Source organism: Campylobacter sp. CFSAN093246, from assembly GCF_012889415.1.
Classification (GTDB): domain Bacteria; phylum Campylobacterota; class Campylobacteria; order Campylobacterales; family Campylobacteraceae; genus Campylobacter_D; species Campylobacter_D jejuni.
On record NZ_CP040613.1, the window covers coordinates 321,307 to 344,273 of the forward strand.

Sequence of the window (22,967 nt, forward strand, 5' to 3'; positions counted from 1 at the left end):
ATTTTTTGCACCGAAGGTGCAAAATTGTTAAGATTTTTTAGGGAAGCAGAAACGGTATCCTCTACGACGAACTGTTTCTATGGTAGATATATTTAATGGTTTATCCATTTTTTGACGAATTTGATTGATAGCTACTTCGATAACATTTGGAGTTACTAGCTCAGGTTCTTCCCAGATGGCATCTAAAAGTTGTTCTTTGGATACAATTTGATCCGAATGTCTTGCTAAGTGCGTTAAAACTTCAAAAGGTTTTCCTTTAAGTTCTATATCTTGATCTTTATAAGTAATTTTTTCCTCATCTGGATCAATAACTAAGTCTTCAATTTTAATAACATTGGTTCCGCCAAGTCTTAGTCTTGCTTCAATTCTTGCGAGTAGAATATCAAAATCTAAAGGTTTTGTAACAAAATCATCAGCTCCAGCTTTCAAAGCTTTGATTTCTGTTTCTTTGTCTGTTTTTGAAGACATAATCATAACTGAAGTTCTTGGAGATTTATGCTTAATAGTGTTAACAAGTTCCGCTCCATCTCCATCAGGTAAAGTCCAGTTTGCTAAAACTAAATCATAATGTCTAATGCCGATAAAGTATTCTCCATCTTTAAAATTTTCAGAAGAATCAGTTTGATAACCAAATTCATTAAGATTGTCTATAATTGTTTTATTTAGGCTAATCTCATCTTCTATAACTAAAATTCTCATTTGTTCTATCCTTATTAAGAAAAATTTAAAGAATTATATCATAGCTTAAGTAAATGTTTAGATATCTTTAAAAAAAAATTAATATTTTTTTTTCAATTTAACCCCAACTGTAGCATTTTTTATTATATGGGGTTTGAAAATTTTTATGTTAAGATTGGTTAAATTAGGAAAATCTTTTTTTAAATTTAAGCTTACAAAGTCTAAAGACTCTTCAAGGGTGTAAAATTCTTCTTTTTTATACCATGTTTTAATTTTGGTAATTACCTCTGCATAATTTAAAAATTCATTTGCTTTAGCTTTAAGCTTGATAATAATTTTTTGTTTTTTTTTTCTTTCGAAATCTAATATACCAATGATACACTTAAAGTGAAATTTTATTTTTATATGACTTTGCATTCTTCTTTAAAAATCAATCTTTTAATATTAGGTAGATGTTTATATACTATAATAAAAGCGATAATGAAAACGGGTGCATGTGTATGAATTTCTAAGTCATAATTAAATATAAAAGAACTTATAACAAAAGCAAGTAACGCTGCCAAAGAAGCTAGCGAAGATATTTTAAAAATTTTTCCAATAACTACCCACACAATAAATGCTGTAAGCACTTCCAATGGAAGTAAAACTATCATAGCGCCTGCTCCTGTTGCTATGCCTTTCCCTCCTTCAAATAACAAGTAAATTGAAAAACAGTGTCCAAAAATAGCCAAAACTGCGACGCTCCAAAGCAAAGCTTGATCATAATGAAGAAATTTCAAGATTAGTAAAGGAATAGCTGCTTTTGCAAAATCTAAAATTATTGTAGCAATGGCAAGTTTTTTTGCTAGTTTGGGATTTTTTTCTTTTACTACTCTTAAAACATTGGTTGCTCCTATACTTTTTGAACCTTCTTTTTTGATATCAGTTTTAGCAAAAAATTTAGCTAGGATTAGCCCAAAAGGGATTGAACCTAAAAGATATATAAAAGCGTAAATTATTAAATTTTCCATAATATCCTTTTCAAATCATCTTAAAATTTTAAGATTTATAACTAAAAATTATATCTTATGAAAATAAATAAACAAAAAATAATTTTTAAGATAAAAATAGTATTAATTAATTGTAAATATTTTTTAATAATATTTATTTTTATTTAAGCTCTAAATGATTATTATTTTATTTTAATTTATCTTTAATAGGAGTTTATAAATGAAAGTAAAATCATTGCTAATCGCATCCTTAGTTGCTTTTTCAAGCTTAAATGCTGCAAGTCTTATAGATGAAGCTAAAAATTCAGGTCTTGTTGCCTTACCAAAAGATCAAAAAGGCGTTGATGAAATTTTAAAACAAAATGGAGTAAAGGCTAGTGAATTTACTCTTGAAAAAGCAGAGCTTGGCAAAAAGCTCTATTTTGAACCACGTCTTTCAAAAAGTGGTATCATTTCTTGTAATACCTGTCATAATGTAGGACTTGGTGGAACAGATGGAATCAGTACTGCAATAGGTCATAAATGGACAGCAAATCCTCATCATTTAAATTCACCAACAGTTTATAATGCAGTTTTAAATAATACTCAATTTTGGGATGGTCGTGCAGGAACATTAGCCGATCAAGCTAAAGGTCCAATCCAAGCTGATCCTGAAATGGCAACTCCTGCTAAACTTGCAGTAGAAAAAATTTCATCTTTGCCTGAATATGTGAGTGAGTTTAAAAAAATCTATGGTAAAAGCGGTGTAAATTTTGACAATATTGCTGATGCAATTGCAAATTTTGAAAGAACTTTGATCACTCCATCTCGTTTTGATAAATTTTTAGAAGGCGATGAAAAAGCTTTAACAAAAGAAGAACAAAAAGGCTTAAAGCTTTTTATAGATAAAGGTTGTGTAGCTTGTCATAATGGTGTGAATTTAGGTGGCAATATGCAAGCGTTTGAAGTTGCTGGTAAATATAAATTTGCAAATTTAGGTGATTTTAAAGGTGATGCAAATGGCATGGTAAAAACTCCAACTTTAAGAAATGTTGCTGAAACTGCTCCATATTTTCATAATGGTGCGATTTGGAATTTAAAAGATGCTATTAAGGAAATGGGTAGTGTGCAACTTGGCATTAAAATTTCTGATAAAGAAGCAAAAAGTATTGAAACTTTCTTAAAATCTTTAACAGGAACAAAACCAGCAATTGTTTATCCACAACTTCCTATTTCTACTGAAAAAACTCCTAAACCTGAACTATAAGGTTCCAAACAAGCTCTAATTTTAGAGCTTGTTTAAATTTCTTTATCTTAGCTTTGTTATAATTGTCTTTAAATTTTGCTAGAAAGGTTTGCAATGAAACTTTTTGGAACTGATGGAGTTCGTGGAAAAGCGGGTGAATTTTTAGATAGTTTTTTGGCTATGCGTTTAGCAATGGCTGCGGGTATTTATTTTAAAGATAAAAGTATTACTAATAATATCTTAGTAGGAAAAGATACAAGAAGAAGCGGCTATATGATAGAAAATGCTATTGTTTCAGGGCTTACTTCTATAGGATATAATGTTATACAAATTGGTCCTATGCCAACTCCTGCGATTGCATTCTTAACTGAAGATATGCGTTGTGATGCAGGGATTATGATTTCAGCTTCTCACAATCCTTATTATGATAATGGTATTAAATTTTTTGATGCTCATGGAAACAAACTCAGTGAAGATATAGAGAAAAAAATAGAAGAAATTTATTTTGATGATAAGCTTATACAAGCCTCTAAGGTAGATATGGAGAAAATTGGTCAAGCGAAAAGAATTGATGATGTTATAGGAAGGTATATTGTTTCTATTAAAAATTCTTTTCCAAAAGATCTTACTTTAAAGTCTTTGCGTGTGGTTTTAGATGTGGCTCATGGGGCAGCTTATAAGGTAGCACCTACTGTTTTTAAGGAATTAGGTGCTGAAGTTATAGTAATGAGCGATAAACCTAATGGACTTAATATCAATGAAAATTGTGGAGCTTTACATCCTGCAAATTTAGCTGCTGAGGTAAAGCGTTTGCGTGCAGATGTGGGCTTTGCTTTTGATGGTGATGCAGATCGTTTGGTGGTTGTAGATGAAAAAGGCGAAGTGGCTAATGGAGATAGTTTATTAGGGGTTTTAGCACTTTATCTTAAAGAACAAGGTAAATTACAATCAAGTGTTGTAGCCACTATAATGAGTAATGGTGCTTTAAAAGAATTTTTAAATAAACATGGTATAGAACTTGATACTTGTAATGTGGGCGATAAATATGTGCTTGAAAAATTAAAAGCCAATGGTGGAAATTTTGGTGGAGAGCAAAGTGGGCATATTATTTTTAGTGATTATGCAAAAACTGGAGATGGTTTGATAGCCGCCTTGCAATTTAGTGCTTTAATGCTTTCTAAGAAAAAATCTGCAAGCTCTATTTTGGGTCAAGTCAAACCTTATCCTCAGCTTTTAACCAATCTTAAAATTGCAGAAAAAAAAGATTTAGATAAAATTAAAGGTTTAAAAGAATTAAAAAAAGATTTAGAAAATAAAAATATTAATACCTTATTTCGCTATTCTGGAACAGAAAATTTGATAAGACTTTTACTAGAAGCCAGAGATATTAAGCTCTTAGAAAAAGAAATGAAAAATGTTGTGGAGTTTTTTAAGAAAGCTTTAAATGACTAAAACTTTTAAATTTATTTTTTATTTTTGGGGTGCCTTTGTTTTGGTTTTTGCCCTTGATCAATGGGTAAAATCCTTAACTTTAGCAGGATTTAGATGGCAGAGTGAATACCTAGATTTAACTTATGCTCTAAATACAGGCGTAGCTTTTTCAATGTTGAGTTTTTTAGAACATAATTTAAAATATTTACATCTTGCTTTAATTGGCGTGCTTTTTATTTATCTTTTTTGGCAAAGAACACTTTTAAAAACTCATAGCATAGCTTTTGGAATGATGCTTGGTGCCGGCGTTTCAAATTTATTGGATCGTTTTATACATGGAGGTGTAGTGGATATGTTTTTTTGGCATAAATGGTTTAATTTTGCTATTTTTAATGTTGCAGATGTCATGATAAATATAAGTGTGGCTTTGATTTTAATACAAGAAATATTTAAAAAAAGGAAAAAAGATGACAGAATGGATTAATGATTATTATTTTTGGATTAAATGGGTGCATTATTTGGCATTTGTTTCTTGGATGGCGGGTCTTTTTTATTTACCTCGTCTTTTTGTGTATCATGCTGAACATAAAGACAATAAAGGTTTTGTCGAGGTTGTAAAAATTCAAGAAAGAAAGCTTTATTATTATATACAAACTCCTGCCATGATTGTGACTTTAATCACAGGAAGTTTAATGTTGCATGCTCATAAGGAAGTTTTAATGGTAGGTGCGGGTTTTATGCATGTTAAACTTACCTGTGTTACACTTTTGATTATTTTTCATATACATAATTATTATTGTTTAAAAGCTTTAGCAAATGATACTTCTACTAAAAGTGGAAAATATTTTAGAATTTATAATGAATTTCCAACTATAATGTTTATTATCATCGCTTTAATGATGGTTGTTCGTCCCTTTTAGTTTGTCTCCGCTTTAAATTCCATACTAGCGGAGTTAAGCGGATCAATATTTTCTTTCATGATATCGATATAATCTTTATTTTTAAGACGCTTATCATCTCTAAATACTGCGCGCACAAGATCCATTCCTGTGTAAAAATCTTTCATTAAAACCACAAAAAGATATTGACCAAATTCAGTTGCGATTAAAGCATTTTGATCTTTTATGATGGCACCACTTGTTTTAAGTCCTAAAAGTTCTATGAAAAGTTCTTTTTCGAGATTGCAATTTAGAGTTTTATTAAATTTATCAATTTCTATTTTCCCTGAAAAAATTTCAGTTAAAAAGACATATTTGATAATTTCTTTTTTATCAAAACAAGCTTTGGCTATATTAGCATTTTGTTTTTCTTGTATAAATTTAGCATAATCATTTAGATTAAATGCATTGATTAAAAGCTCCCCATCTAAAAAGCTAAAAGCTCCGCTGCCTACTCCTAGGTATTCATGATGAGAACTGACATATTCGTCATTAAGCTTGTTTTTTTCTAAAGAAAAACTCCAACCATTGTTTTGGGTATAGTCTTTAAAAAATTCTCGTATGATTTGATAATAAGCAAATTCATTATCTTTAATGCTCACTCCTAGACTTTTAGCGATATTATCTTTGGTAAGATTTGATTTCATTAAAGGATAGGTTGTGATTTGTTGCGGGGCTAAATTTTTAGCAATTTCTAAGTCATTTAAAAGTTGTTTTTCGTTTTGTCCTGGAAGATTGAAAATAAGATCTATACTAAAAATAGGTAAAATTCCTAAAGCTTTTGAAATTTTTTCTTGAAGTTCTTTAGATGAACCAAATTTATTATATCTTGCCACTTTTTTCAAAGTTTCATCATCAAAACTTTGAATCCCGCAACTTAAACGATCAATTATACCTTTAAACATAGAAAGCTTATTTGGATCAATATGATTTGGATCGCTTTCGCATGAAATTTCTTTTATATTAAATAACTTTTTACAAAGTTCTAAGGTTTTTAATAATTCCTCTTCATCAATCAGTGTTGTACCACCACCCACATACATGGAGGTAAAATCAAAACCTTTATTTTTCATGATTTTAATTTCTTCTCTAAGATTTTGAAAATATACTTTGGCTAAATTTTCATCATAATAATATTTATGAAAGCTACAATAAGGACAAAAAGTATGGCAAAAAGGTACATGGGCATAAAGCATATAGCTTTTGTCTTGTTTTGGAATTTTTTCTTCGGGTTGTTTTAAAAGTTCGACATTGAAACCTTTTTGGAGGGATTTTTCCATCATAGTATGAGAGTATTTTAAAGCTAAATTTTGAAATAAATTCATAAGTGGCCTATATATTAAAATATTTAAGATATAACTTTATCAATTTTTAGCTAAAATAGGAGTAAATTTTTTATTTCTTAAATAAAAAATGGGATTAAGTTTTTAAATTATTTAAAAAGGATATAAAATGGATAAAGCCAAAATTGTTCAAAATTTAAATGCTTTGTTTAAACAAAGAGCAGAGTTTTACTCTTATTTTGATGAAAATATTGCCAAAATCAATGATACTGAAGTATTTGATTTTAAGAATGCTAAAAATTTAAATCCAGAAGAGGTATATAAGCAATTTTATCATTTTGATTATGCTATAAGAAAATTATTGCCTGCTATTTACAAGGTTTATGAAATTACAGATACAGATTTAGATAAAGATTTTTAATTTATTTAGAGAATAGAACGAACTATTCTCTAAAAGATATATCTAAATTTTTTGATTCTTCTTTTATATTTTTACTCGTGTCTTCATTTTGCTCAAATCCTCCACCAAATGCTTTGATTACATCTACTATGGAATTGGCATAAGAATATTTAGTATTATTAAAAGCAACGGCAGCATTAAGCCAATTTTGACGTGCCTCTAAATAATCTTGCAAAGACATTTCTCCTATATCATAGCGTTCTTTAGCAATTTCATAGATTCTTTTGTAAGATTGTTCGCTTGCTTGTGCATTATCGTATTGTAAGCGTATAGTTTTTCTAGCTACTAAAGCATAGCGAATTTCTCCAAAAGCAGTAATCAAAGTATTTTGATAATTTACAAAAGCTTCATCTTTATTAAGCTTGGCTAAATTTACATTTTGGTAAATTTCACCCCAATGAAAAATAGGCAGAGTAAAGTTTCCACCTATATTCCAAGTCTTAGAACCTCCTTTAACCAAGGTATCTAAATCCCCGCTTTCAAATCCCAATAATCCTGTTAAAGAAAGGCTAGGTAAGAAAGCCGTGCGAGCTACTCCAACAAGATAATTTTGCTGAGTTAATTTTTCTAAAGAAGAGCCAATATCTGGACGTTGAAGCAAGATGGTACTTGAAATTCCAGTTGGAATGTCAAATTCTTTAAGATTAAAAACTTGATAGCTTTGATTTTTGTAAAGTATGTCATTTAAATCATTTGAAGTTAAAATTTTTAAAGCTTTAAGGTAATTTTCTTTATTTAACTTTGCTTCATTATATTGCAAAGCCATACTTTCTAAGTTGGCTCTTGCTTGAGCAAGTTCATATTCACCTACAGCACCAACTTGAAATTTTTCATCATTAATCCTATAAATTTCTTTTGCCGATTCATAGGTTTCTTTAAGAGCATTTTCATTTTCATAAGCATTTACAAGATTAAAATAAGTTTGAACTGTATTTGAAATAACAGAAAGTCTTGCAGCTTCATAATCATACTCACTTGCTTTAAAGCCTGATTTTGAGGCGCGATATGTATCGCGATATTTTCCCCAAAGATCGATTTCATAGCTTAAATTAAGTCCCATTTTAAAATCATTACCGTAACTTACTTCCCCAGTTCGATTGCTTGGAGCATTTATAGCTGTTTTTGCACGACTTCCGCTTGCACTACCATCAAATTTTGGCAACAAACTGCTAAAATCTATACCTAATTGAGCAGCAGCTTGTTCCATGTGTATGAAGGCAAGTTTTAAATCATTATTATTTTTAAGTGCTAAATCAACCACTTTATTTAAATTTTCATCATCAAAGTCTTTCCACCAATTTTTTGTGATAGAGCTATTGTTTTCTTTTTCCCAAGATAAGGCTCCAAGCTTATTATCAATGCTATAGTTTGCTTCGGGAGTATTTAAATTTGGACTTAAAGAGCAAGCTGAAATCAAAAGAGTAAAACTTGCTATAGTGCTAATTGAAATTATTTTATTCATGAACCTTACCTCTTTTTTTATCTAGCCATTCATTAAAATTTTCTAAAAGATAGAAAAATAAAGGCACGAAGAATATCGCTAAAGTTGATGCTGCGATCATTCCACCAACAAGCCCTGTTCCTAAAGAGTGTCTTGAAGCACTTCCTGCTCCTGTTGCGAAAATCATTGGTAAGACCCCAAAAGTAAATGCCAAAGAAGTCATTATGATAGGACGAAAACGAAGTTTTGCTGCTGCAACAGCTGCTTCAAAAACTCCTTTACCTTTTTTAAAGCGCTCTTCCATTGCAAATTCTACGATTAAGATAGCATTTTTAGCTGAAAGTCCAATCAAGAGCAAAAGTCCTGTTTGAAAATATATATCATTGCTAAATCCTCTTAAATATACCAATAAAAATGATCCAAATACCGCAAAAGGTACAGCTGTTACGACTGCTAAAGGTATAAGCCATCTTTCATATTGAGCAGCTAGAATTAAAAAGACAAATATCATACCTAAAGCAAAAGCATAACTTGCTGTTCCTTTACTAGAAACTTCTTGATAAGCTGATCCACTCCAAGCTATGGAATAATCATCCCCTAAAGTTTCTTTTGCTACTTGAGCAATCGCTTCTATAGCTTGACCTGAAGTATAACCTGGTGCGGGTTGACCTTGAACTTGTGCTGCTGGGAAAAGGTTGAATCGTTTTACATCATCAGGCCCTGAACTTCTTTGTAAAGTTAAGAAAGAATCAAGTGGTATCATTTTTCCATCATTTGATCTTACAAAAATATTTTTTAACGCATCTTGTGTATTTCTAAAATCACCTTTTGCGCGGATATTTACTTGGAAATTTTTACCTAGCATAGAAAAATCATTAACATAATAAGTGCCTATAGTTGCATTCATCGTGTTAAAAACATCTTGCATGTTAAGATTGTAGTGTTTTAATTTATCTCTATCAATTATAAGCTTGTATTGAGGGAAAGTTGTATCAAGGGTTGTTCTTACTCTTGATAGCTCTTTTCTTTGGTTGGCCACAGCAACAAGTTTATTTACATCTTTTTGTATTTCATCATAGCTTTTTCCGCTTTTGTTTTGAACATACATTTCAAAACCGCCTGTGATACTTAATCCAGGTATAGGAGGTAAGCCTATAAATACACTTGAAGCATTGCGATCAAAAGCAAATTTTTTATTAAGTTCGGCTATAATTTGATCAGCGCTTACATTTCTATCTTTCCAATCTTGCAAACCTATAAACATTGCAGCGGCATTTTCTTTGAGTGAACTTGTAAAAAGATCAAATCCTATCATAGCCATTGCATCTTTAACTCCATTAGTTTTTAAAACTTCTTGGCTTATGTGATCAACCTCTGAAATTGTTCTATGGAGTGCTGAAGCTGAAGGAAGATTAATAATGCTAATCATCAAACCTTGATCTTCTTCAGGAACTAAAGAATTTGGTACTGCTTTATAGAGATAAAAAATTGCTCCAAGCATAATACAAAAAATTAAAACAAAACGAATGGTTCTTTTTAGGATATATGCTACTCCTGCGCTAAATACAGAGGTGCTCCAATCAAAAAAATCATTAAATTTCTTTACAAATTTAAATGGCTCTCCTTCATTGCGTCGCAAAAAGAGTGCACATAAAGAAGGTGTTAAGGTAAGAGCAACAAAACCTGATATGGTTACAGATATAGCTAAGGTAAGAGCAAATTGTCTTTGAATTTCTCCAACAAAACCTGATATAAAAGAAACTGGTACAAAAACAGCACAAAGCACAAGAACAATTGAAATAACCGGAGAGCTAACTTCTTGCATCGCTTGGATAGCAGCATCTTTTACGCTTATTTGCTCATTTTCATGTAAAATCCTATCAATATTTTCTACAACTATAATCGCATCATCTACAACAATCCCTATAGCTAAAATCAAGGCAAAAAGCGTAAGCAAGTTAATACTAAAACCTAAAACATAAAGTCCAGCAAAAGTTCCTAACAATGAAACAGGAACAGCGATCATAGGTATGAGTGTCGAGCGGAAGTTCTTTAAGAACATATACATAACAATAATAACCAAAATCAACGCTTCAACAAAGGTTTTTATAACTTCTTTAATAGACTCGATAACAAATTTAGTCGTATCATAAGGAATCTTATATTCTAAACCCTCAGGAAAGCTCTTTGATAGTTCTTGCATTTTAGCTTCTACAAGTTTTGCTGTATTGAGTGCGTTTGCCCCTGATTGAAGATTGATCATAATTGGAACTGCATCATTGCCATTTAATCGTCCTTGTGAGCTGTATTGTTGTGATCCTATTTCCACATCAGCTACATCTTTAAGTCTTAAAAATGATCCATCATTATTTGTTCTTAAAATAATGTTTTCAAATTCACTAGGATTTTGTAGTCTTCCTTGCATAGTGATTGAATAAACATAAGGGGATTTTTGGGTTACAGGTTCTTCGCCAATTTTACCAGTTGCGTATTGGGCATTTTGGTCATTAACCGCAGAAATTACATCAGTAGCTGTGATTCCAAATTTATTTAATAAATCAGGCTTGAGCCAAATTCTTAAAGAATAATTACGATTTCCTATAGCGTTTGCATCTCCAACTCCTGGAACCCTTTTTAACTCATCTAAAACATTTAAAGTGATATAGTTATATACATCTACTGCACTCATTGAGCCATCACTTGAATACATAGAAATTGCAGCAAGTGTTGTTGAGGAAGTTTTTCTAACTGTTACTCCAAGTTTTTTAACTGCATCTGGCATTTTTGCAGTTGCGGCTGAAATTCTATTATTAACATCTATGGTGGCTTGATCAGGATCTGTACCGATATCAAAATAAACAGTCAAACTCATAGTTCCTGAAGAACTTGAAGTTGAATCCATGTAAATCATATTATCTGCGCCATTGATTGCATCTTCGATAGGACTTGCAACTGTTGAAGCAATGGTTTGTGCATCAGCTCCTGTGTAAGTTGCACTTACTTTAACTGTAGGAGGGGTTAAAGAAGGATATTGTTCTATAGGTAAATTTGTAAGACCTATAACTCCAGCTAAAGAAATGATAATTGCAACAACTGAAGCAAAAACAGGTCTTTCGATAAAAAATTTAGAAAACATTATTGTGCTCCAATTTCTTTAACTTCGCTACCAACTTGAATTTTTTTAAAGTTATCTAAAATGATTTTATCGCCATTTTGCAATCCTTTGTCAATAATGGCATATTCATTGTTTTGGTAGCTTATATGTACAGAAGATTTTTCTACTTTTCCATTTTTAACAAGAAGAACATAAACATCATTTTGATTTTGTTTAACAGCTATTTGAGGCACTTTAAAGCCATTTTTTTGTATAAAACCTTCTGAAGTAATTGTTGCAAAAGCACCTGGTAAAAGTGTTGAGTTGTTGTTGTCAAATATAGCTTTGGCTTTTACTGTTCCACTATTAGCATCTATAACAGAATCAATAAAATAAAGTTTGCCTTGAACGGTTTCTCCATTAAGATTTAAATTTGCATGAATGCTGTCTAAATCCCATTTTCCACTTTGAGTATTGCGGACTAAATTTAGTTTATCTGTATCTGAAATAAAGAAATCTGCGTAAATAGGATTTAAATTTGTAACTCTAACTAGTTCAGTTGTTGAAGCACTTACATAATCTCCTATATTAACTAAAGCATCTCCTATAGTACCATCAAAAGGAGCTTTTATTTCGGTATGATCTAGATCAATTCTTGCATTTGCAAGCTGTGCTCTAGCACTTGCTAGACTAGCTTTTGAATTGTTAAATGTAGCAAGAGAAGAGTCGTATTCCTTTTGAGAGATTGCACTTTTACTAAAAAGAGCTTTAGAACGATTAAAATCCTTGCTTGCATTTTCGAAAGTTGCCTTAGCCATTAAAGCTTGTCCGTAAGCTGAATCAACACTAGCTTTAAATTTATCTTGTTCTATAATAAATAATGTTTGTCCTTTTTTTACCTTATCTCCAGCTTTAAAAAGTTTATTTACTATTACGCCGCTAACTTGAGGTTTTATAATGACATCATAATCACTGACAAGTTTAGCAGGGTAAGTAAAACTAAGTGGTAAATCTTCAGATTTAGCACTCATGGTTGTTACAGGTTGAGGCGGCATTTGTATTTTTGGTACTTCTTCTTTGCTGCAAGCAGTGAGTAAAAGCACAACACCTAAAGCTAAAATAGTATTTTTTTGAAATAATTTCATGGTTTTGCCTTGAAAAATTAAATTAAAAATTGTAATTTTATTACAAAAATTTTTGGCTAATTATATCTTAATTTTGGTTAATAAAATTATTTTTTAAGCTTTGGAGCTATTGATTCCATTTAGAAAAACATTTACAACAAATTCAACATGTTCTTTTTGTTCTTTTTTATTTTTCAAAGGAGCGTTAATTAAAACATTAAGATGATGATAAGGTTCTTTTAACATAGTGCAAAAAAGAACAGCAAGTTTTTCTGCATTTTTTTTCATATAAGAATTATTTTGTTGCTTGAAAAAATCCATAAGTATGTTATAGGAAAAATTTTGTTGATTGTTTTCTATCCAATTGGCAAGATGTCTATCTTTGTCATAAACTTGAGAATAGATAATTTTACCAAAAGCTACAGCTTCTGGTTGATTGAAAATTTCTATAAAAGCTAAACCAAAAGAAGTTAAAATTTCTTTTAAAGTGCCATTTTCAATTTCTTGTGTTTTGGAATAAATAAGATGAAAGTGTTTTTTACATATGTCATCTAAAATTTCAAAGAATAGCCCTTCTTTACTTTTAAAACCATCATAAATATTAGAATAAGATCCTCCAGATAATTTAATAATATCACTCAAACTTGTTTCTTGGTATCCTTTTGTTAAAAAAAGCTCTAAGGCCACTGCTTTGATTTTTTCTTGTCTGGCTAAAACTTTTTGTGATGGTGTTCTATTTGAGTTCATTTTTATCCTTTATAAGAGTGCTTTTAGGGTATACAAATATACTTTTTCTAAAAACCGAAATTTTTTCATTATCCTTTGCGTAAGCTTTTATATGTAAAGGAAAGATTACGTCTTTTTTATCATTATTTGCTAAATTTTTTGTAGCCCTGATAACAACTATTTTTTTGACTTGTTCTCCTGCTTTTAATTTAAAAGGTTTGTTTGGTCTTATGATTTCAATTCCATCATTTATTCCTTCTAAATTTGCTGTAAAATAATATTCATGAGGTTTAGAATCTGTATTTTGAAACAAAAAGGTATAAGCATTTGAAATGACTAATTCACCTTTAACATTTGAAATATTATATAATTCACTACTACGATTGATATTTAAAAGCATGCTTTCTTTTTTGCTTCCCATGATGATTAAAGCCAGTAAAGCAATTAGAAGAACTATAAAATATGCTATCGTTCTAAATCTTAAATAATGAACCTTAGAACGCGTTTCAATAGCTTTTGCACTTGTCCAATTGATCAAACTTGGACGATTAAATTTGCTTTGAACCTTAGAGCAAGCATCGGCACATTCAAGACAATTAATACATTCAAGTTGCATTCCTTTGCGTATGTCAATATGAGTTGGACAGATGCTAACACAGGCTTCGCAACCTATGCATTCTCCCTCAGGCGGTTTTTTATGAAGTTTGGTGTGTCCATCATAGATCAAGCCCCCGCGTTTTTCATCGTAGATCACTTGCATTGTATCATGATCGAACATTACAGATTGTATTCTTGCATAAGGACAGACATAAACACAAAATTTTTCTTGTAAATAGGTAATATCCAAAGTAAAAAGTAAGCTAGCACAAAATAAAATTCCAAGTAAAAGTAGATGCTCGCCAGGATTTTGAATATAATTGAAAAAATCTTCAGGAGGAATAAAGTACCAAAGTAAATTACTAACAGCAACTAAAGATATAAAATAAAAAATTATTACTCCAAGAAATTTTTTAAAATATTGTCCCTCATATTCTTTTTGTTTGTTATTGATATTTTTGCGAATTTTAAGAAATTTAGTTTGTATGATATCTCTATATATAACTCTAAAAATCGTTTGTGGACAACTCCAAGCACACCAAATTCTTCCACCTAAAGTTGTAATAAAAAAAATAAATAAAAAAAGAAATATAAGAACAAAAGGCATGAGATAAAATTCTTGTGTTGAAAAAGAAATAAAAAATAGGTTTAATTTAGAATGATCAAAACTTAAAAGAAAAAAATGATTCTCATTAATTCTTATGAAAGGTAGGGCAAATATGATAATACTTGCAATTAAATATACAAAATATCGTTCTTTTGTATAGTTTGTAATGTGTCCTTGCATTTTTAGACCTTAAATTATAATTTTTTAGTACTTTGTAATTAAGGATTATAACCGATAAAAACTAAAACAATTTTTAAATGCTTTCTAAGTTAGAATTAATAAGAAGTGTTTTATAATTATATTTCACAACAAAAATTTACACAGAAAGGTGGTGAGGACTGTGCCAGGAATCAAGGTGCATCCTAACGAGTCTTTTGATGAAGCGTATCGTAAATTCAAAAAACAAGTAGATAGAAATCTAGTTGTGACTGAAGTAAGAGCAAGAAGATTTTTTGAGCCTATGACTGAAATTCGCAAAAAACAAAAAATTTCAGCACGCAAAAAAATGCTTAAAAGACTTTATATGCTTAGACGCTACGAGTCAAGACTCTAACCCAAAAGCCCGAAAGGGCTTTTTTATATCTACAAACTTCATTTGGTATTAAATTAAAAAGTATTTATTATTTTTTGTTAAAATTTCTAATTTAAATTTTCTGTTTTTAGGATAAACTTATGAAAAAAATCAAAAAAATCATTCAAATTGGTATGATAGGTGGTTTAGCAGCTGTTGCTGGAGGTGCTTTAGCAGGTTGTAGAAGTAATAATGACAATTCAGATACTTTAAATCAAGCAGCTAATGCTCAAGGAGCTTTTGTAATTATCGAAGAAACAGCTCCAGGGCAGTATAAAATCAAAGATCAATATCCAAGTGATGAAACAAGGGTAGTTTTAAAAGATCTTAATGGCACAGAAAGAATTTTATCCAAAGAAGAAATGGATGCTTTGATTAAAGAAGAAGCAGCTAAAATTGATAATGGAACTTCAAATTTAACTAAAGACAATGGACAAATCAGTAGTGGGGGATTGAGTTTAGGGGAAACTTTACTCGCAAGTGCTGCAGGTGCTATTTTAGGAAGTTGGATAGGTTCAAAACTTTTCAATAATCAAAATTTTGCCAACCAACAACGCGGTGCTTTTTCAAATCAAAGTGCTTATCAAAGGAGTGTTAATAGTTTTAATAAAGCAGGCACAACAAGCTCTGCTTCAAGTGCTAAAAAATCAGGCTTTTTTGGCGGAGGCTCTAAAGCCACAAGTTCTAGTTCTTCTTTTGGTTCTTAAGGATAAATAATGCAATTACTACAAGTAGATAAACTTCAAAAAGATTATTTAGAAAATATAGGTTTTTCTTGGCATACAGATGAAGATGGAAGTGATTATATTAGCAATAAGTTAGTTTGTGTTAAGGAAAGTGAAGCTAATGCTTATTATGAAGCGGTAAATGAGCTTTATGATATGTTTATTGCTGCAGCGCAAGAAGTGATTGATAATGATCGTTTTGATGAGCTTGGAATTCCTTTTAATCTTATTGATGCAATTAAGATGAGTTGGGAAAATGAGGTTCATTGGCATTTATATGGGCGTTTTGATTTAGCGGGTGGACTTGATGGCAAGCCTATAAAACTTATAGAATTTAATGCTGATACCCCTACTGCTCTTTTTGAAAGTGCGATTTTACAATGGGCACTTTTAAAACAAAATGGAATGGATGAAAGCGCACAATTTAATAGCATTTATGAAAGTTTGATGGATAATTTTAAAAGACTTATTACCCTTGATGAAAGTGTTGAAGGGTTTGAAGAGCATTATCAAGGATGGAAAATTCTTTTTTCAAGTGTTGCAGGAAGTAAAGAAGAAGAAATCACTACAAAATTGCTTGCACATATAGCCAATGAAGCAGGTTTTCAAACTAATTTTTCCTTTGTGGATGAGGTGGAATTTAGCGAAGAGGGTATTTTTAAAGAGGGCGAAAATTATGAGTATTGGTTTAAGCTTATTCCTTGGGAAGATATAGCCATAGAAGAGGGTGAACTTGCCATGCTTTTAACTCAAATCATGCGTAATCAAAGAGCAATTATTTTAAATCCTGCTTATACGCTTTTATTTCAATCTAAGGGAATTTTAAAAATTCTATGGGAACTTTATCCAAATCATCCATTACTTTTAGAAACAAAAGATACTCCTTTGGAAGGTAAAAACTATGTTAAAAAACCTGTTTTTGGTAGAGAAGGTGCAAATATCAGTATAATTAAAGATGGAAAAACTTTGCATGAGAATGTAGGTCCTTATGGGAATAATAAGGCTATTTATCAAGAATATGTAGAGTTTAATTCATGTGAAAACGAATACTATCAAGCAGGTGTTTTCTTTGCTTATGAAGGGTGTGGCTTAGGATTTAGAAAAGGAGGACTTGTGCTTGATAATTATTCTAAATTTGTAGGACATATTATAAAGGATTGAAAAATGAAAATTGTTTGTTTAGATGCGGCAACTTTAGGGGATTATGATTTAAGTGTTTTTGAAAAATTTGGTTCTTTGCAAATTTATACCACAACAAATAAAGAGCAAACCATAGAGCGTTTAAAAGATGCTAATGTCGCCATGACAAACAAGGTTGTAATTGATAAAGATGTGATTGATGCTTGTAAAAATTTAAAACTCATTTTGGAAACTGCTACAGGGGTTAATAATATCGATATTGAGTATGCTAAAGAAAAAGGTATTATTGTAAAAAATGCTGCTGGGTATTCTACTATGAGTGTGGTGCAACATACTTTTGCGTTTATGTTTGCTTTTTTAAATCAAGTGCTTTATTATGACAAATGGAGCAAAGAGGGTAAATGGTGTGAAAGTCCTATTTTTACAGATTATAGTAGAATTTTAAACACCTTAAGTGGTAAAAAACATGGTATTATAGGTTTAGGAACCATAGGTAAAGAAGTGGCAAAAATTTCAAAGGCTTTTGGAGTCGAAATTTATTATTATTCTACGAGTGGAGCTAATAAAAACGCAGATTTTGTACATTTGGAATTAAAAGATTTATTAAAAACTTGCGATATTATAAGTATCCACGCACCTTTAAATGAAAAAACCAAAAATTTACTCGCCTTTGAAGAATTAAAGCTTTTAAAAGATAATGCGATTTTGATTAATGTAGGAAGAGGTGGGATTGTCAATGAAAATGATTTAGCTAAAATCATAGATGAAAAAAATATTCGTGTAGGGCTTGATGTTTTAGAAATTGAACCTATGATGAAAAATCATCCACTTTTAAGCATTAAAAATAAAGAAAATCTTATTATCACTCCTCATGTTGCGTGGGCGAGCAAGGAGGCTTTAAATGCTTTAATGGATATAGTTTATAATAATTTAAAAGAATGGATAGAAAATGGCAAGTGAACATAGTTTTGATATTTCAGCAGCTTTAGATAAACAAGAGTTAAAAAATGCTTTTGAACAAGCTAAAAAAGAACTTGATAGTCGTTATGACTTAAAAGGAATTAAGTGTGAGATTGATTTAAGCGAAAAAGAGAGTATTTTTAAACTCAGTTCTTCTAGTGAAGGAAAGCTTGATGTTTTAAAAGATATAGTGATTTCTAAACTTATCAAAAGAGGAATTAATCCTAATGCTATTAAAGAGCTTTCTCGTGAAAGTGGAGCAATGTTTCGTTTAAATTTGAAAGCAAACGATGCTATTGATAGTGAAAATGCCAAAAAAATCAATAAAGCTATCAAAGATAGCAAACTTAAAGTTAATTCTTCGATTCGTGGTGAAGAAATTCGTGTTGTAGCAAAACAAATTGATGATTTACAAGCTGTGATGAAGCTTGTAAAAGAGCTTGATTTAGAGTTAAATATCAGTTTTAAAAATCTTAAATAAGGTCAAATTTGAAGCATTGTTTAGCTCTGTGTTTTATTTTTTTTCTTTGTGCTTGTAGTGTGAAAAATCAAAATTTTTCGAGTCAAAGCTTGATGGTTTTGATTGCTTCTCCTATGATAAAAATCAATGACGCAGCTTTTTTAAAAAAAGAAAATAATGCTTTAAATTTAGAAGTTTATAAACTAGGGCAAGCTTTTTTTGAACTCAAAATCAAAGATAAAATTTGTATCAATGCAGTGTGTTATGATAAAAAAGTGTTTAATCAAAAATTTTTTAAAAATGTATATTATGATGATATTTTAAGTGATATTTTAAAGGCAAATGCTTTATGGCAGGGTAAAAATTTAGAAAAAACTGATTGTGGTTTTGAACAAAATTTAAAAGCAAAAAATTATGAAATTTTTTATCAAGTTTGTGATAATAAAGTAAGTTTTTTTGATAAAATTTCACATACTAAAATTATCTTAACGCATATTCAAAATTAAAGGATAGAGTTTGAAATTTTTTTTACTGGTATTTTGCTTTGTAAATCTAGCTTTAGCGCAAGTTTATAAAGGTGAATTGTATTTTTATCATTTGCAGGATAAAGAAATTTTTGCCATAGTTTATGATAATGCGCCTATGACTCCACTTTTTGACAGGGATAAAAATCAAACAAGTTCTAGTTTTTTAATTATTGATGATATAAATGGAAATTTAGAGATTCCGCTCGTTAAGACAAATGATTTTTGGCAGGATGAGCGTAAAAAATATAAAATCAATTCTTCTAAAATGCTTACATATGATAATAAAAATTTTCAAGGAGAAAATTTAGGAACAACTACTTTAGAACTTGTTGAAACGCAAGATGGCATTCGTATAAAGCGTAGTCTTGATTTTATAGGTTTTAATGATGATTTTAAAGAATTTCATCCTGTTCATAAGAGTGTATTTAGTTTTGAACAAATTCGCCAAAAGCCTATTTTTTTACAAGATGGAAAAATTAGTTTTGAAGAATGGTATTATTTTTATGAAGATGGTATGAGCCGTGCTATTTTAGAGTTAAATAATTTTGTTTATGATATTAATGCTCACGCATTTGTAAAACTAAATGATTTGTATAATACTAAAAATCAAAAATTTCAAAATCTTTTACATGAGAAGCTTAAAAATACATGTGATGAGTGTTTTGAAGATCTGCAAAATTTACAATTTAATAATAATTTTTTGCTTAATAATGGAAAACTAAAAATTTGTTATCTACCTTTTGAAGGTCATTTTTTAGATGAAAATATTTGCGTAGAATTTAACGAAGATGAGCTTAAGGAATTTAAAAAATAATGGAAAAATTAAAAAATTTTTTAATTTTGAAAAATATAGAAGATACTCAAATTTATAAAGAGCTTAAGTGTGCTAAAAATGAGGCTTTGATTCTTAGGGAGCTTTGTAGAAATTATGTCGTTTCTATTTCTTCTATCAATGCCTTTACTTTATTATCGACAATTTTTGGAAATGATAAGTATCTTTATCTTGATGCTTTGGAGGATTTAAAAAAACTTATCGAAAGAGGTTTTGTAAATCAAAATTCGAGTTTTTTTAAAAGTTTAGAAAATAATAAAACTCAAACATTAACTCTTGCCTTATTGCAAAGTGAGCTTAGTCTAAGTGAATATTTTTTAGAATTTTTAGAAGCAAAACCTCGTTTAAATTTTGAGAAACAAGAGGCTTATGCAGATTATTTAGAATATTTAAAAGATGAATTTGCGCGTATTCAATTATACGAAAGATTAAGTTTTATACAAAAAAGTGCTTATAATAGTGAAATAAAAAATCAAATTAAACTTTATGAAAAACATATCAAAGAAAGACTAAAAAAAAGTAAATTTTATAATGTATTGGCTGATATTTTTAAAGAATACAATCTTGAACATAAAGAACAAATTATTTTTCTAGCACTTTTAAAAGAAGAATACGCCTTAAGTAATGAAAGTTCGATTTCTAGAGAAATGAATTCTTTACTTTCTTTAATCAGTGAAAATGATTTAGAAAGGCATAAAAATAAAAAACTATTACAAGAAAATGCTCCTCTTTTAAACTTAATCGAGTATGATGAATATTTAAATGCTTTTGGAGATATTTCTAAAAGTTTTTTTATTATCGATGAAATTTTACAAAGAATTATAAATTTTGAACCAAAACAAAGTAAAAAAATCAAAATTGAAAGTGTTTTAAAAGATCAAGATATTTTCGAGCTTATAGAACCAAGCACTGACATCAATGATATTATTATGCCTGAAAATACAAAAGAGCTTTTAGAAAATATTTTAAAACAACAAGATAAAAAAGTCCTAGAAAGACTTCATTCTTGGGGTATAAAGAGTAATAAAAATATAGAAGCTAAAATTATTTTTTATGGTCCTGCTGGTACTGGAAAAACTATGTCAGCTTTAGCTATGGCTAAATCAATGAAAAAATCTGTTCTTAGTTTTGACTGTTCTAAAATTTTGAGCAAATGGGTTGGAGAGAGTGAGCAAAATGTAAGAAAAATTTTTGATACTTATAAAAATATCGTGCAAACTTGTAAACAAAGTCCTATTTTACTTCTCAATGAAGCTGATCAGTTTTTAAGTACGCGTGTAGATGGAAGTAGTGGTAGCGATAAAATGCATAATCAAATGCAAAATATATTCTTAGAGCAAATTGAGCGTTTTAGTGGTGTGATTATCGCTACGACAAATTTTTTAGAAAGCTTAGATAGTGCATTTTCAAGAAGATTTGATTATAAGATAGAATTTAAAAAACCTGATTTTAAAGATAGGCTTAAAATTTGGGAAAAATTTCTACCTAAAAAAGCATTATTTGAAAAAGATTTTGATATAAATATTTTATCAAAATATGAATTAAGTGGAGCACAAATTTTAATGGTGGTGAAGAATACAGCTTTGAAAGTAGCTGTATCAAAAGATGGGGTTTTTAAAATGCAAGATTTTATAGAAAGCATACAAAAAGAATTAAATTCAAGTTTTGATAAAAGTAAGATTGTTGGATTTTAACTTTTTTAATGTTTTTGTATAGCGAACTATAAAATAAAACAAAGCTATAATTAAAGCACTCCATTCCCAAAACATAGGAATTTTTGGGGTTAAAAAATAATGATAACTTGCCAAAACTAAGCATAAATATCCTAGTTTTCTGATTTTACTAAGTTTTTTAAAGATTTTAAAAGAACTTAAAAGCATTAAAAATATGATTAAAAATGCGATAAATCCACTTGCTTCTAATAAACGATGTGAAATATCATCGAAAAGCCTTAAAATTTGAGCATTTCTATCAAAAATAAAATAATTTAAAAAGTGCAAAATCGCCCAAAAAGCTGCAAAAATACCTAAAATTTTAGGATAATTTTTTGTTTTTTTAAATTTAAGTAAAGAAAATAAAAGACTTAAATTTAAAAAGATTAAAGCAAATATTCCAGTGTAAATATAGGCTTCTTTTACAAAATCAAAGGCTTTTATGATATGATAAAAGCCATAAATTAAACTTATGATAAAGCTAAAATAAGCAAGAAATTTAAAGTATTTTGTCTGCATTAAAAATTCACTTTCAAGTCCATGTTTTTATATAAACTTGCCACTTCTTTTTCATATCCATTAAACATTAAAGTAGGTTTGGTAAAGAAGTCTCCTAAAGCCCTCTCGTTAGCTTGAGACCATCTAGGATGAGAAACATTAGGATTGACATTAGCATAAAAACCATATTCACTTGGAGCGTAACTTTCCCAAGTGGATTTAGGCTGTTCTTTGGTAAATTCTATTTTAACTATGGATTTAATACTTTTAAAGCCATATTTCCAAGGAACAACAAGGCGTATTGGAGCGCCATTTTGAGGCTTTAAGGCTTTTTTATACATTCCTACTGCAAGCAAGGTAAGAGGATGCATAGCTTCATCCATGCGAAGTCCTTCTACATAAGGATAGTCTATAGTTGGAAATAAAGCGTCTTGATCGGGAAATTGACTCTTATCTAAAAGAGTGGTGAATTTAACAAATTTTGCATCGCTTGTAGGTTTTGCCATTTCAATCAAACGACGCAATTCAAAGCCTACCCAAGGTACCACCATAGACCAAGTTTCAACACAGCGAAAACGATAAATTCTTTCTTCTAGTGGAAATTTTAAAATATCTTCCATGCTTAAAGTTAAAGGTTTTTCTATTTCTCCACTGATATCGATTTTCCAATTTTGAGTATTGAAATTTTGTGCCAATGATACAGCCTTTCTTTTATCTGTTGAAAATTCATAAAAATTGACATAATTTGTAGCCAGTTCTTCATCGCTGATTTCAAGTTTGTTTGGATTAGTATCGCTTGTGAAATTTAAAGCAGATAGTTTAGAAGCAAGCACGCTTGAACTTATTAAAGCACCCGCTCCAAGTTTTAAAAAATCTCTTCTTTTTTTATATAAATTCTCAGGAGTTATAATCATAATTTTTCCTTATTAAAAATTTTTATTATTAAACT

General features: G+C 29.8%; 24 protein-coding genes. 13 read left to right on the forward strand and 11 right to left on the reverse strand.

The annotated features are described in order from the left end of the window. Window positions 1–27 precede the first annotated feature (27 nt). The 3 genes from hsrA to plsY form a co-directional block, all read right to left on the reverse strand. On the reverse strand, window positions 28–699 hold the full coding sequence (gene hsrA / locus FBE87_RS01700; protein WP_002851101.1) for a homeostatic response regulator transcription factor HsrA: 672 nt from the start codon (window positions 697–699) through the stop codon (window positions 28–30). A 78-nt stretch (window positions 700–777) separates the two neighbouring features. Then, the gene (locus FBE87_RS01705) at window positions 778–1,095 is read right to left on the reverse strand and encodes a dihydroneopterin aldolase (protein WP_002869738.1); all 318 of its coding nucleotides are present in this window, start codon (window positions 1,093–1,095) and stop codon (window positions 778–780) included. Beyond that, window positions 1,080–1,688 (reverse strand): glycerol-3-phosphate 1-O-acyltransferase PlsY, encoded by a 609-nt coding sequence (gene plsY, locus FBE87_RS01710; protein ID WP_002860289.1) that lies wholly within the window; start codon window positions 1,686–1,688, stop codon window positions 1,080–1,082. Before plsY ends, FBE87_RS01705 begins: the two co-directional genes overlap by 16 nt. 199 nt (window positions 1,689–1,887) lie before the next feature. On the opposite strand from plsY, the gene FBE87_RS01715 reads away from it, so the two are divergent. From FBE87_RS01715 to hemJ, 4 genes are all read left to right on the forward strand, one after another. Next, window positions 1,888–2,913: a cytochrome-c peroxidase gene (locus FBE87_RS01715; RefSeq protein WP_002857587.1), complete on the forward strand. Its 1,026-nt coding sequence runs from the start codon at window positions 1,888–1,890 to the stop codon at window positions 2,911–2,913. Window positions 2,914–3,006: 93 nt separating this feature from the next. Next, complete coding sequence (gene glmM / locus FBE87_RS01720) at window positions 3,007–4,344, forward strand: phosphoglucosamine mutase (protein WP_002875815.1); 1,338 nt, start codon at window positions 3,007–3,009, stop codon at window positions 4,342–4,344. Continuing rightward, complete coding sequence (lspA, locus tag FBE87_RS01725; protein ID WP_002875814.1) at window positions 4,337–4,807, forward strand: signal peptidase II; 471 nt, start codon at window positions 4,337–4,339, stop codon at window positions 4,805–4,807. The genes glmM and lspA overlap by 8 nt, the downstream gene beginning before the upstream one ends. After that, complete coding sequence (gene hemJ / locus FBE87_RS01730) at window positions 4,791–5,243, forward strand: protoporphyrinogen oxidase HemJ (RefSeq protein ID WP_002854237.1); 453 nt, start codon at window positions 4,791–4,793, stop codon at window positions 5,241–5,243. Before lspA ends, hemJ begins: the two co-directional genes overlap by 17 nt. On the opposite strand, the gene FBE87_RS01735 is transcribed toward hemJ, so the two are convergent. Next, window positions 5,240–6,586, reverse strand: a complete 1,347-nt coding sequence (locus tag FBE87_RS01735) for a coproporphyrinogen III oxidase family protein (protein ID WP_168977213.1) — start codon at window positions 6,584–6,586, stop codon at window positions 5,240–5,242. The two genes, hemJ and FBE87_RS01735, sit on opposite strands and share 4 nt — an antisense overlap. A 127-nt stretch (window positions 6,587–6,713) precedes the next feature. On the opposite strand from FBE87_RS01735, the gene cmeU reads away from it, so the two are divergent. Then, window positions 6,714–6,965 carry a CmeU family protein gene (cmeU, locus tag FBE87_RS01740; RefSeq protein WP_002859455.1) on the forward strand — a complete coding sequence of 84 codons (252 nt, stop codon included), beginning with the start codon at window positions 6,714–6,716 and terminating at the stop codon, window positions 6,963–6,965. Window positions 6,966–6,987: 22 nt separating this feature from the next. Here the strand turns inward: cmeU and cmeC are convergent, their stop codons facing one another. The 5 genes from cmeC to ccoG all read right to left on the reverse strand — a co-directional run bounded on the left by cmeC (window position 6,988) and on the right by ccoG (window position 14,773). After that, the gene (gene cmeC, locus FBE87_RS01745) at window positions 6,988–8,466 is read right to left on the reverse strand and encodes a multidrug efflux transporter outer membrane subunit CmeC (protein ID WP_002859456.1); all 1,479 of its coding nucleotides are present in this window, start codon (window positions 8,464–8,466) and stop codon (window positions 6,988–6,990) included. After that, window positions 8,459–11,581, reverse strand: a complete 3,123-nt coding sequence (cmeB, locus tag FBE87_RS01750) for a multidrug efflux RND transporter permease subunit CmeB (RefSeq protein WP_168977214.1) — start codon at window positions 11,579–11,581, stop codon at window positions 8,459–8,461. Before cmeB ends, cmeC begins: the two co-directional genes overlap by 8 nt. Next, the gene (gene cmeA, locus FBE87_RS01755; protein ID WP_002886250.1) at window positions 11,581–12,684 is read right to left on the reverse strand and encodes a multidrug efflux RND transporter periplasmic adaptor subunit CmeA; all 1,104 of its coding nucleotides are present in this window, start codon (window positions 12,682–12,684) and stop codon (window positions 11,581–11,583) included. Before cmeA ends, cmeB begins: the two co-directional genes overlap by 1 nt. Window positions 12,685–12,777: 93 nt before the next feature. Continuing rightward, window positions 12,778–13,410: a multidrug efflux system transcriptional regulator CmeR gene (gene cmeR, locus FBE87_RS01760; protein WP_002886252.1), complete on the reverse strand. Its 633-nt coding sequence runs from the start codon at window positions 13,408–13,410 to the stop codon at window positions 12,778–12,780. Next, window positions 13,397–14,773: a cytochrome c oxidase accessory protein CcoG gene (ccoG, locus tag FBE87_RS01765; protein ID WP_002868682.1), complete on the reverse strand. Its 1,377-nt coding sequence runs from the start codon at window positions 14,771–14,773 to the stop codon at window positions 13,397–13,399. The genes cmeR and ccoG overlap by 14 nt, the downstream gene beginning before the upstream one ends. Window positions 14,774–14,933: 160 nt before the next feature. Here ccoG and rpsU point away from each other — a divergent pair, with 160 nt between their 5' ends. From rpsU to FBE87_RS01805, 8 genes are all read left to right on the forward strand, one after another. Then, complete coding sequence (rpsU, locus tag FBE87_RS01770) at window positions 14,934–15,146, forward strand: 30S ribosomal protein S21 (protein WP_002780697.1); 213 nt, start codon at window positions 14,934–14,936, stop codon at window positions 15,144–15,146. Window positions 15,147–15,265: 119 nt separating this feature from the next. After that, on the forward strand, window positions 15,266–15,871 hold the full coding sequence (locus tag FBE87_RS01775) for a UPF0323 family lipoprotein (protein ID WP_002869745.1): 606 nt from the start codon (window positions 15,266–15,268) through the stop codon (window positions 15,869–15,871). 9 nt (window positions 15,872–15,880) lie between these two features. Beyond that, window positions 15,881–17,050, forward strand: coding sequence for a glutathionylspermidine synthase family protein (locus FBE87_RS01780; protein ID WP_002868684.1), 1,170 nt, complete (start codon window positions 15,881–15,883; stop codon window positions 17,048–17,050). A 3-nt stretch (window positions 17,051–17,053) separates the two neighbouring features. Then, entirely contained in the window at window positions 17,054–17,989 is a 936-nt protein-coding gene (locus FBE87_RS01785) for a D-2-hydroxyacid dehydrogenase (protein ID WP_057033415.1), read from the forward strand. Next, window positions 17,979–18,470: a YajQ family cyclic di-GMP-binding protein gene (locus FBE87_RS01790; protein WP_002854188.1), complete on the forward strand. Its 492-nt coding sequence runs from the start codon at window positions 17,979–17,981 to the stop codon at window positions 18,468–18,470. The genes FBE87_RS01785 and FBE87_RS01790 overlap by 11 nt, the downstream gene beginning before the upstream one ends. A gap of 8 nt (window positions 18,471–18,478) precedes the next feature. Continuing rightward, window positions 18,479–18,955 carry a hypothetical protein gene (locus FBE87_RS01795; RefSeq protein ID WP_002854442.1) on the forward strand — a complete coding sequence of 159 codons (477 nt, stop codon included), beginning with the start codon at window positions 18,479–18,481 and terminating at the stop codon, window positions 18,953–18,955. A 10-nt stretch (window positions 18,956–18,965) separates the two neighbouring features. Next, window positions 18,966–19,790, forward strand: a complete 825-nt coding sequence (locus tag FBE87_RS01800) for a hypothetical protein (RefSeq protein ID WP_002868686.1) — start codon at window positions 18,966–18,968, stop codon at window positions 19,788–19,790. Continuing rightward, window positions 19,790–21,502, forward strand: coding sequence for an ATP-binding protein (locus FBE87_RS01805; protein ID WP_168977215.1), 1,713 nt, complete (start codon window positions 19,790–19,792; stop codon window positions 21,500–21,502). The genes FBE87_RS01800 and FBE87_RS01805 overlap by 1 nt, the downstream gene beginning before the upstream one ends. On the opposite strand, the gene FBE87_RS01810 is transcribed toward FBE87_RS01805, so the two are convergent. Then, the gene (locus FBE87_RS01810) at window positions 21,467–22,039 is read right to left on the reverse strand and encodes a sulfite oxidase heme-binding subunit YedZ (protein ID WP_002857273.1); all 573 of its coding nucleotides are present in this window, start codon (window positions 22,037–22,039) and stop codon (window positions 21,467–21,469) included. The two genes, FBE87_RS01805 and FBE87_RS01810, sit on opposite strands and share 36 nt — an antisense overlap. Beyond that, window positions 22,039–22,932 carry a protein-methionine-sulfoxide reductase catalytic subunit MsrP gene (gene msrP, locus FBE87_RS01815; RefSeq protein WP_002873357.1) on the reverse strand — a complete coding sequence of 298 codons (894 nt, stop codon included), beginning with the start codon at window positions 22,930–22,932 and terminating at the stop codon, window positions 22,039–22,041. The genes FBE87_RS01810 and msrP overlap by 1 nt, the downstream gene beginning before the upstream one ends. Window positions 22,933–22,967 lie beyond the last annotated feature (35 nt).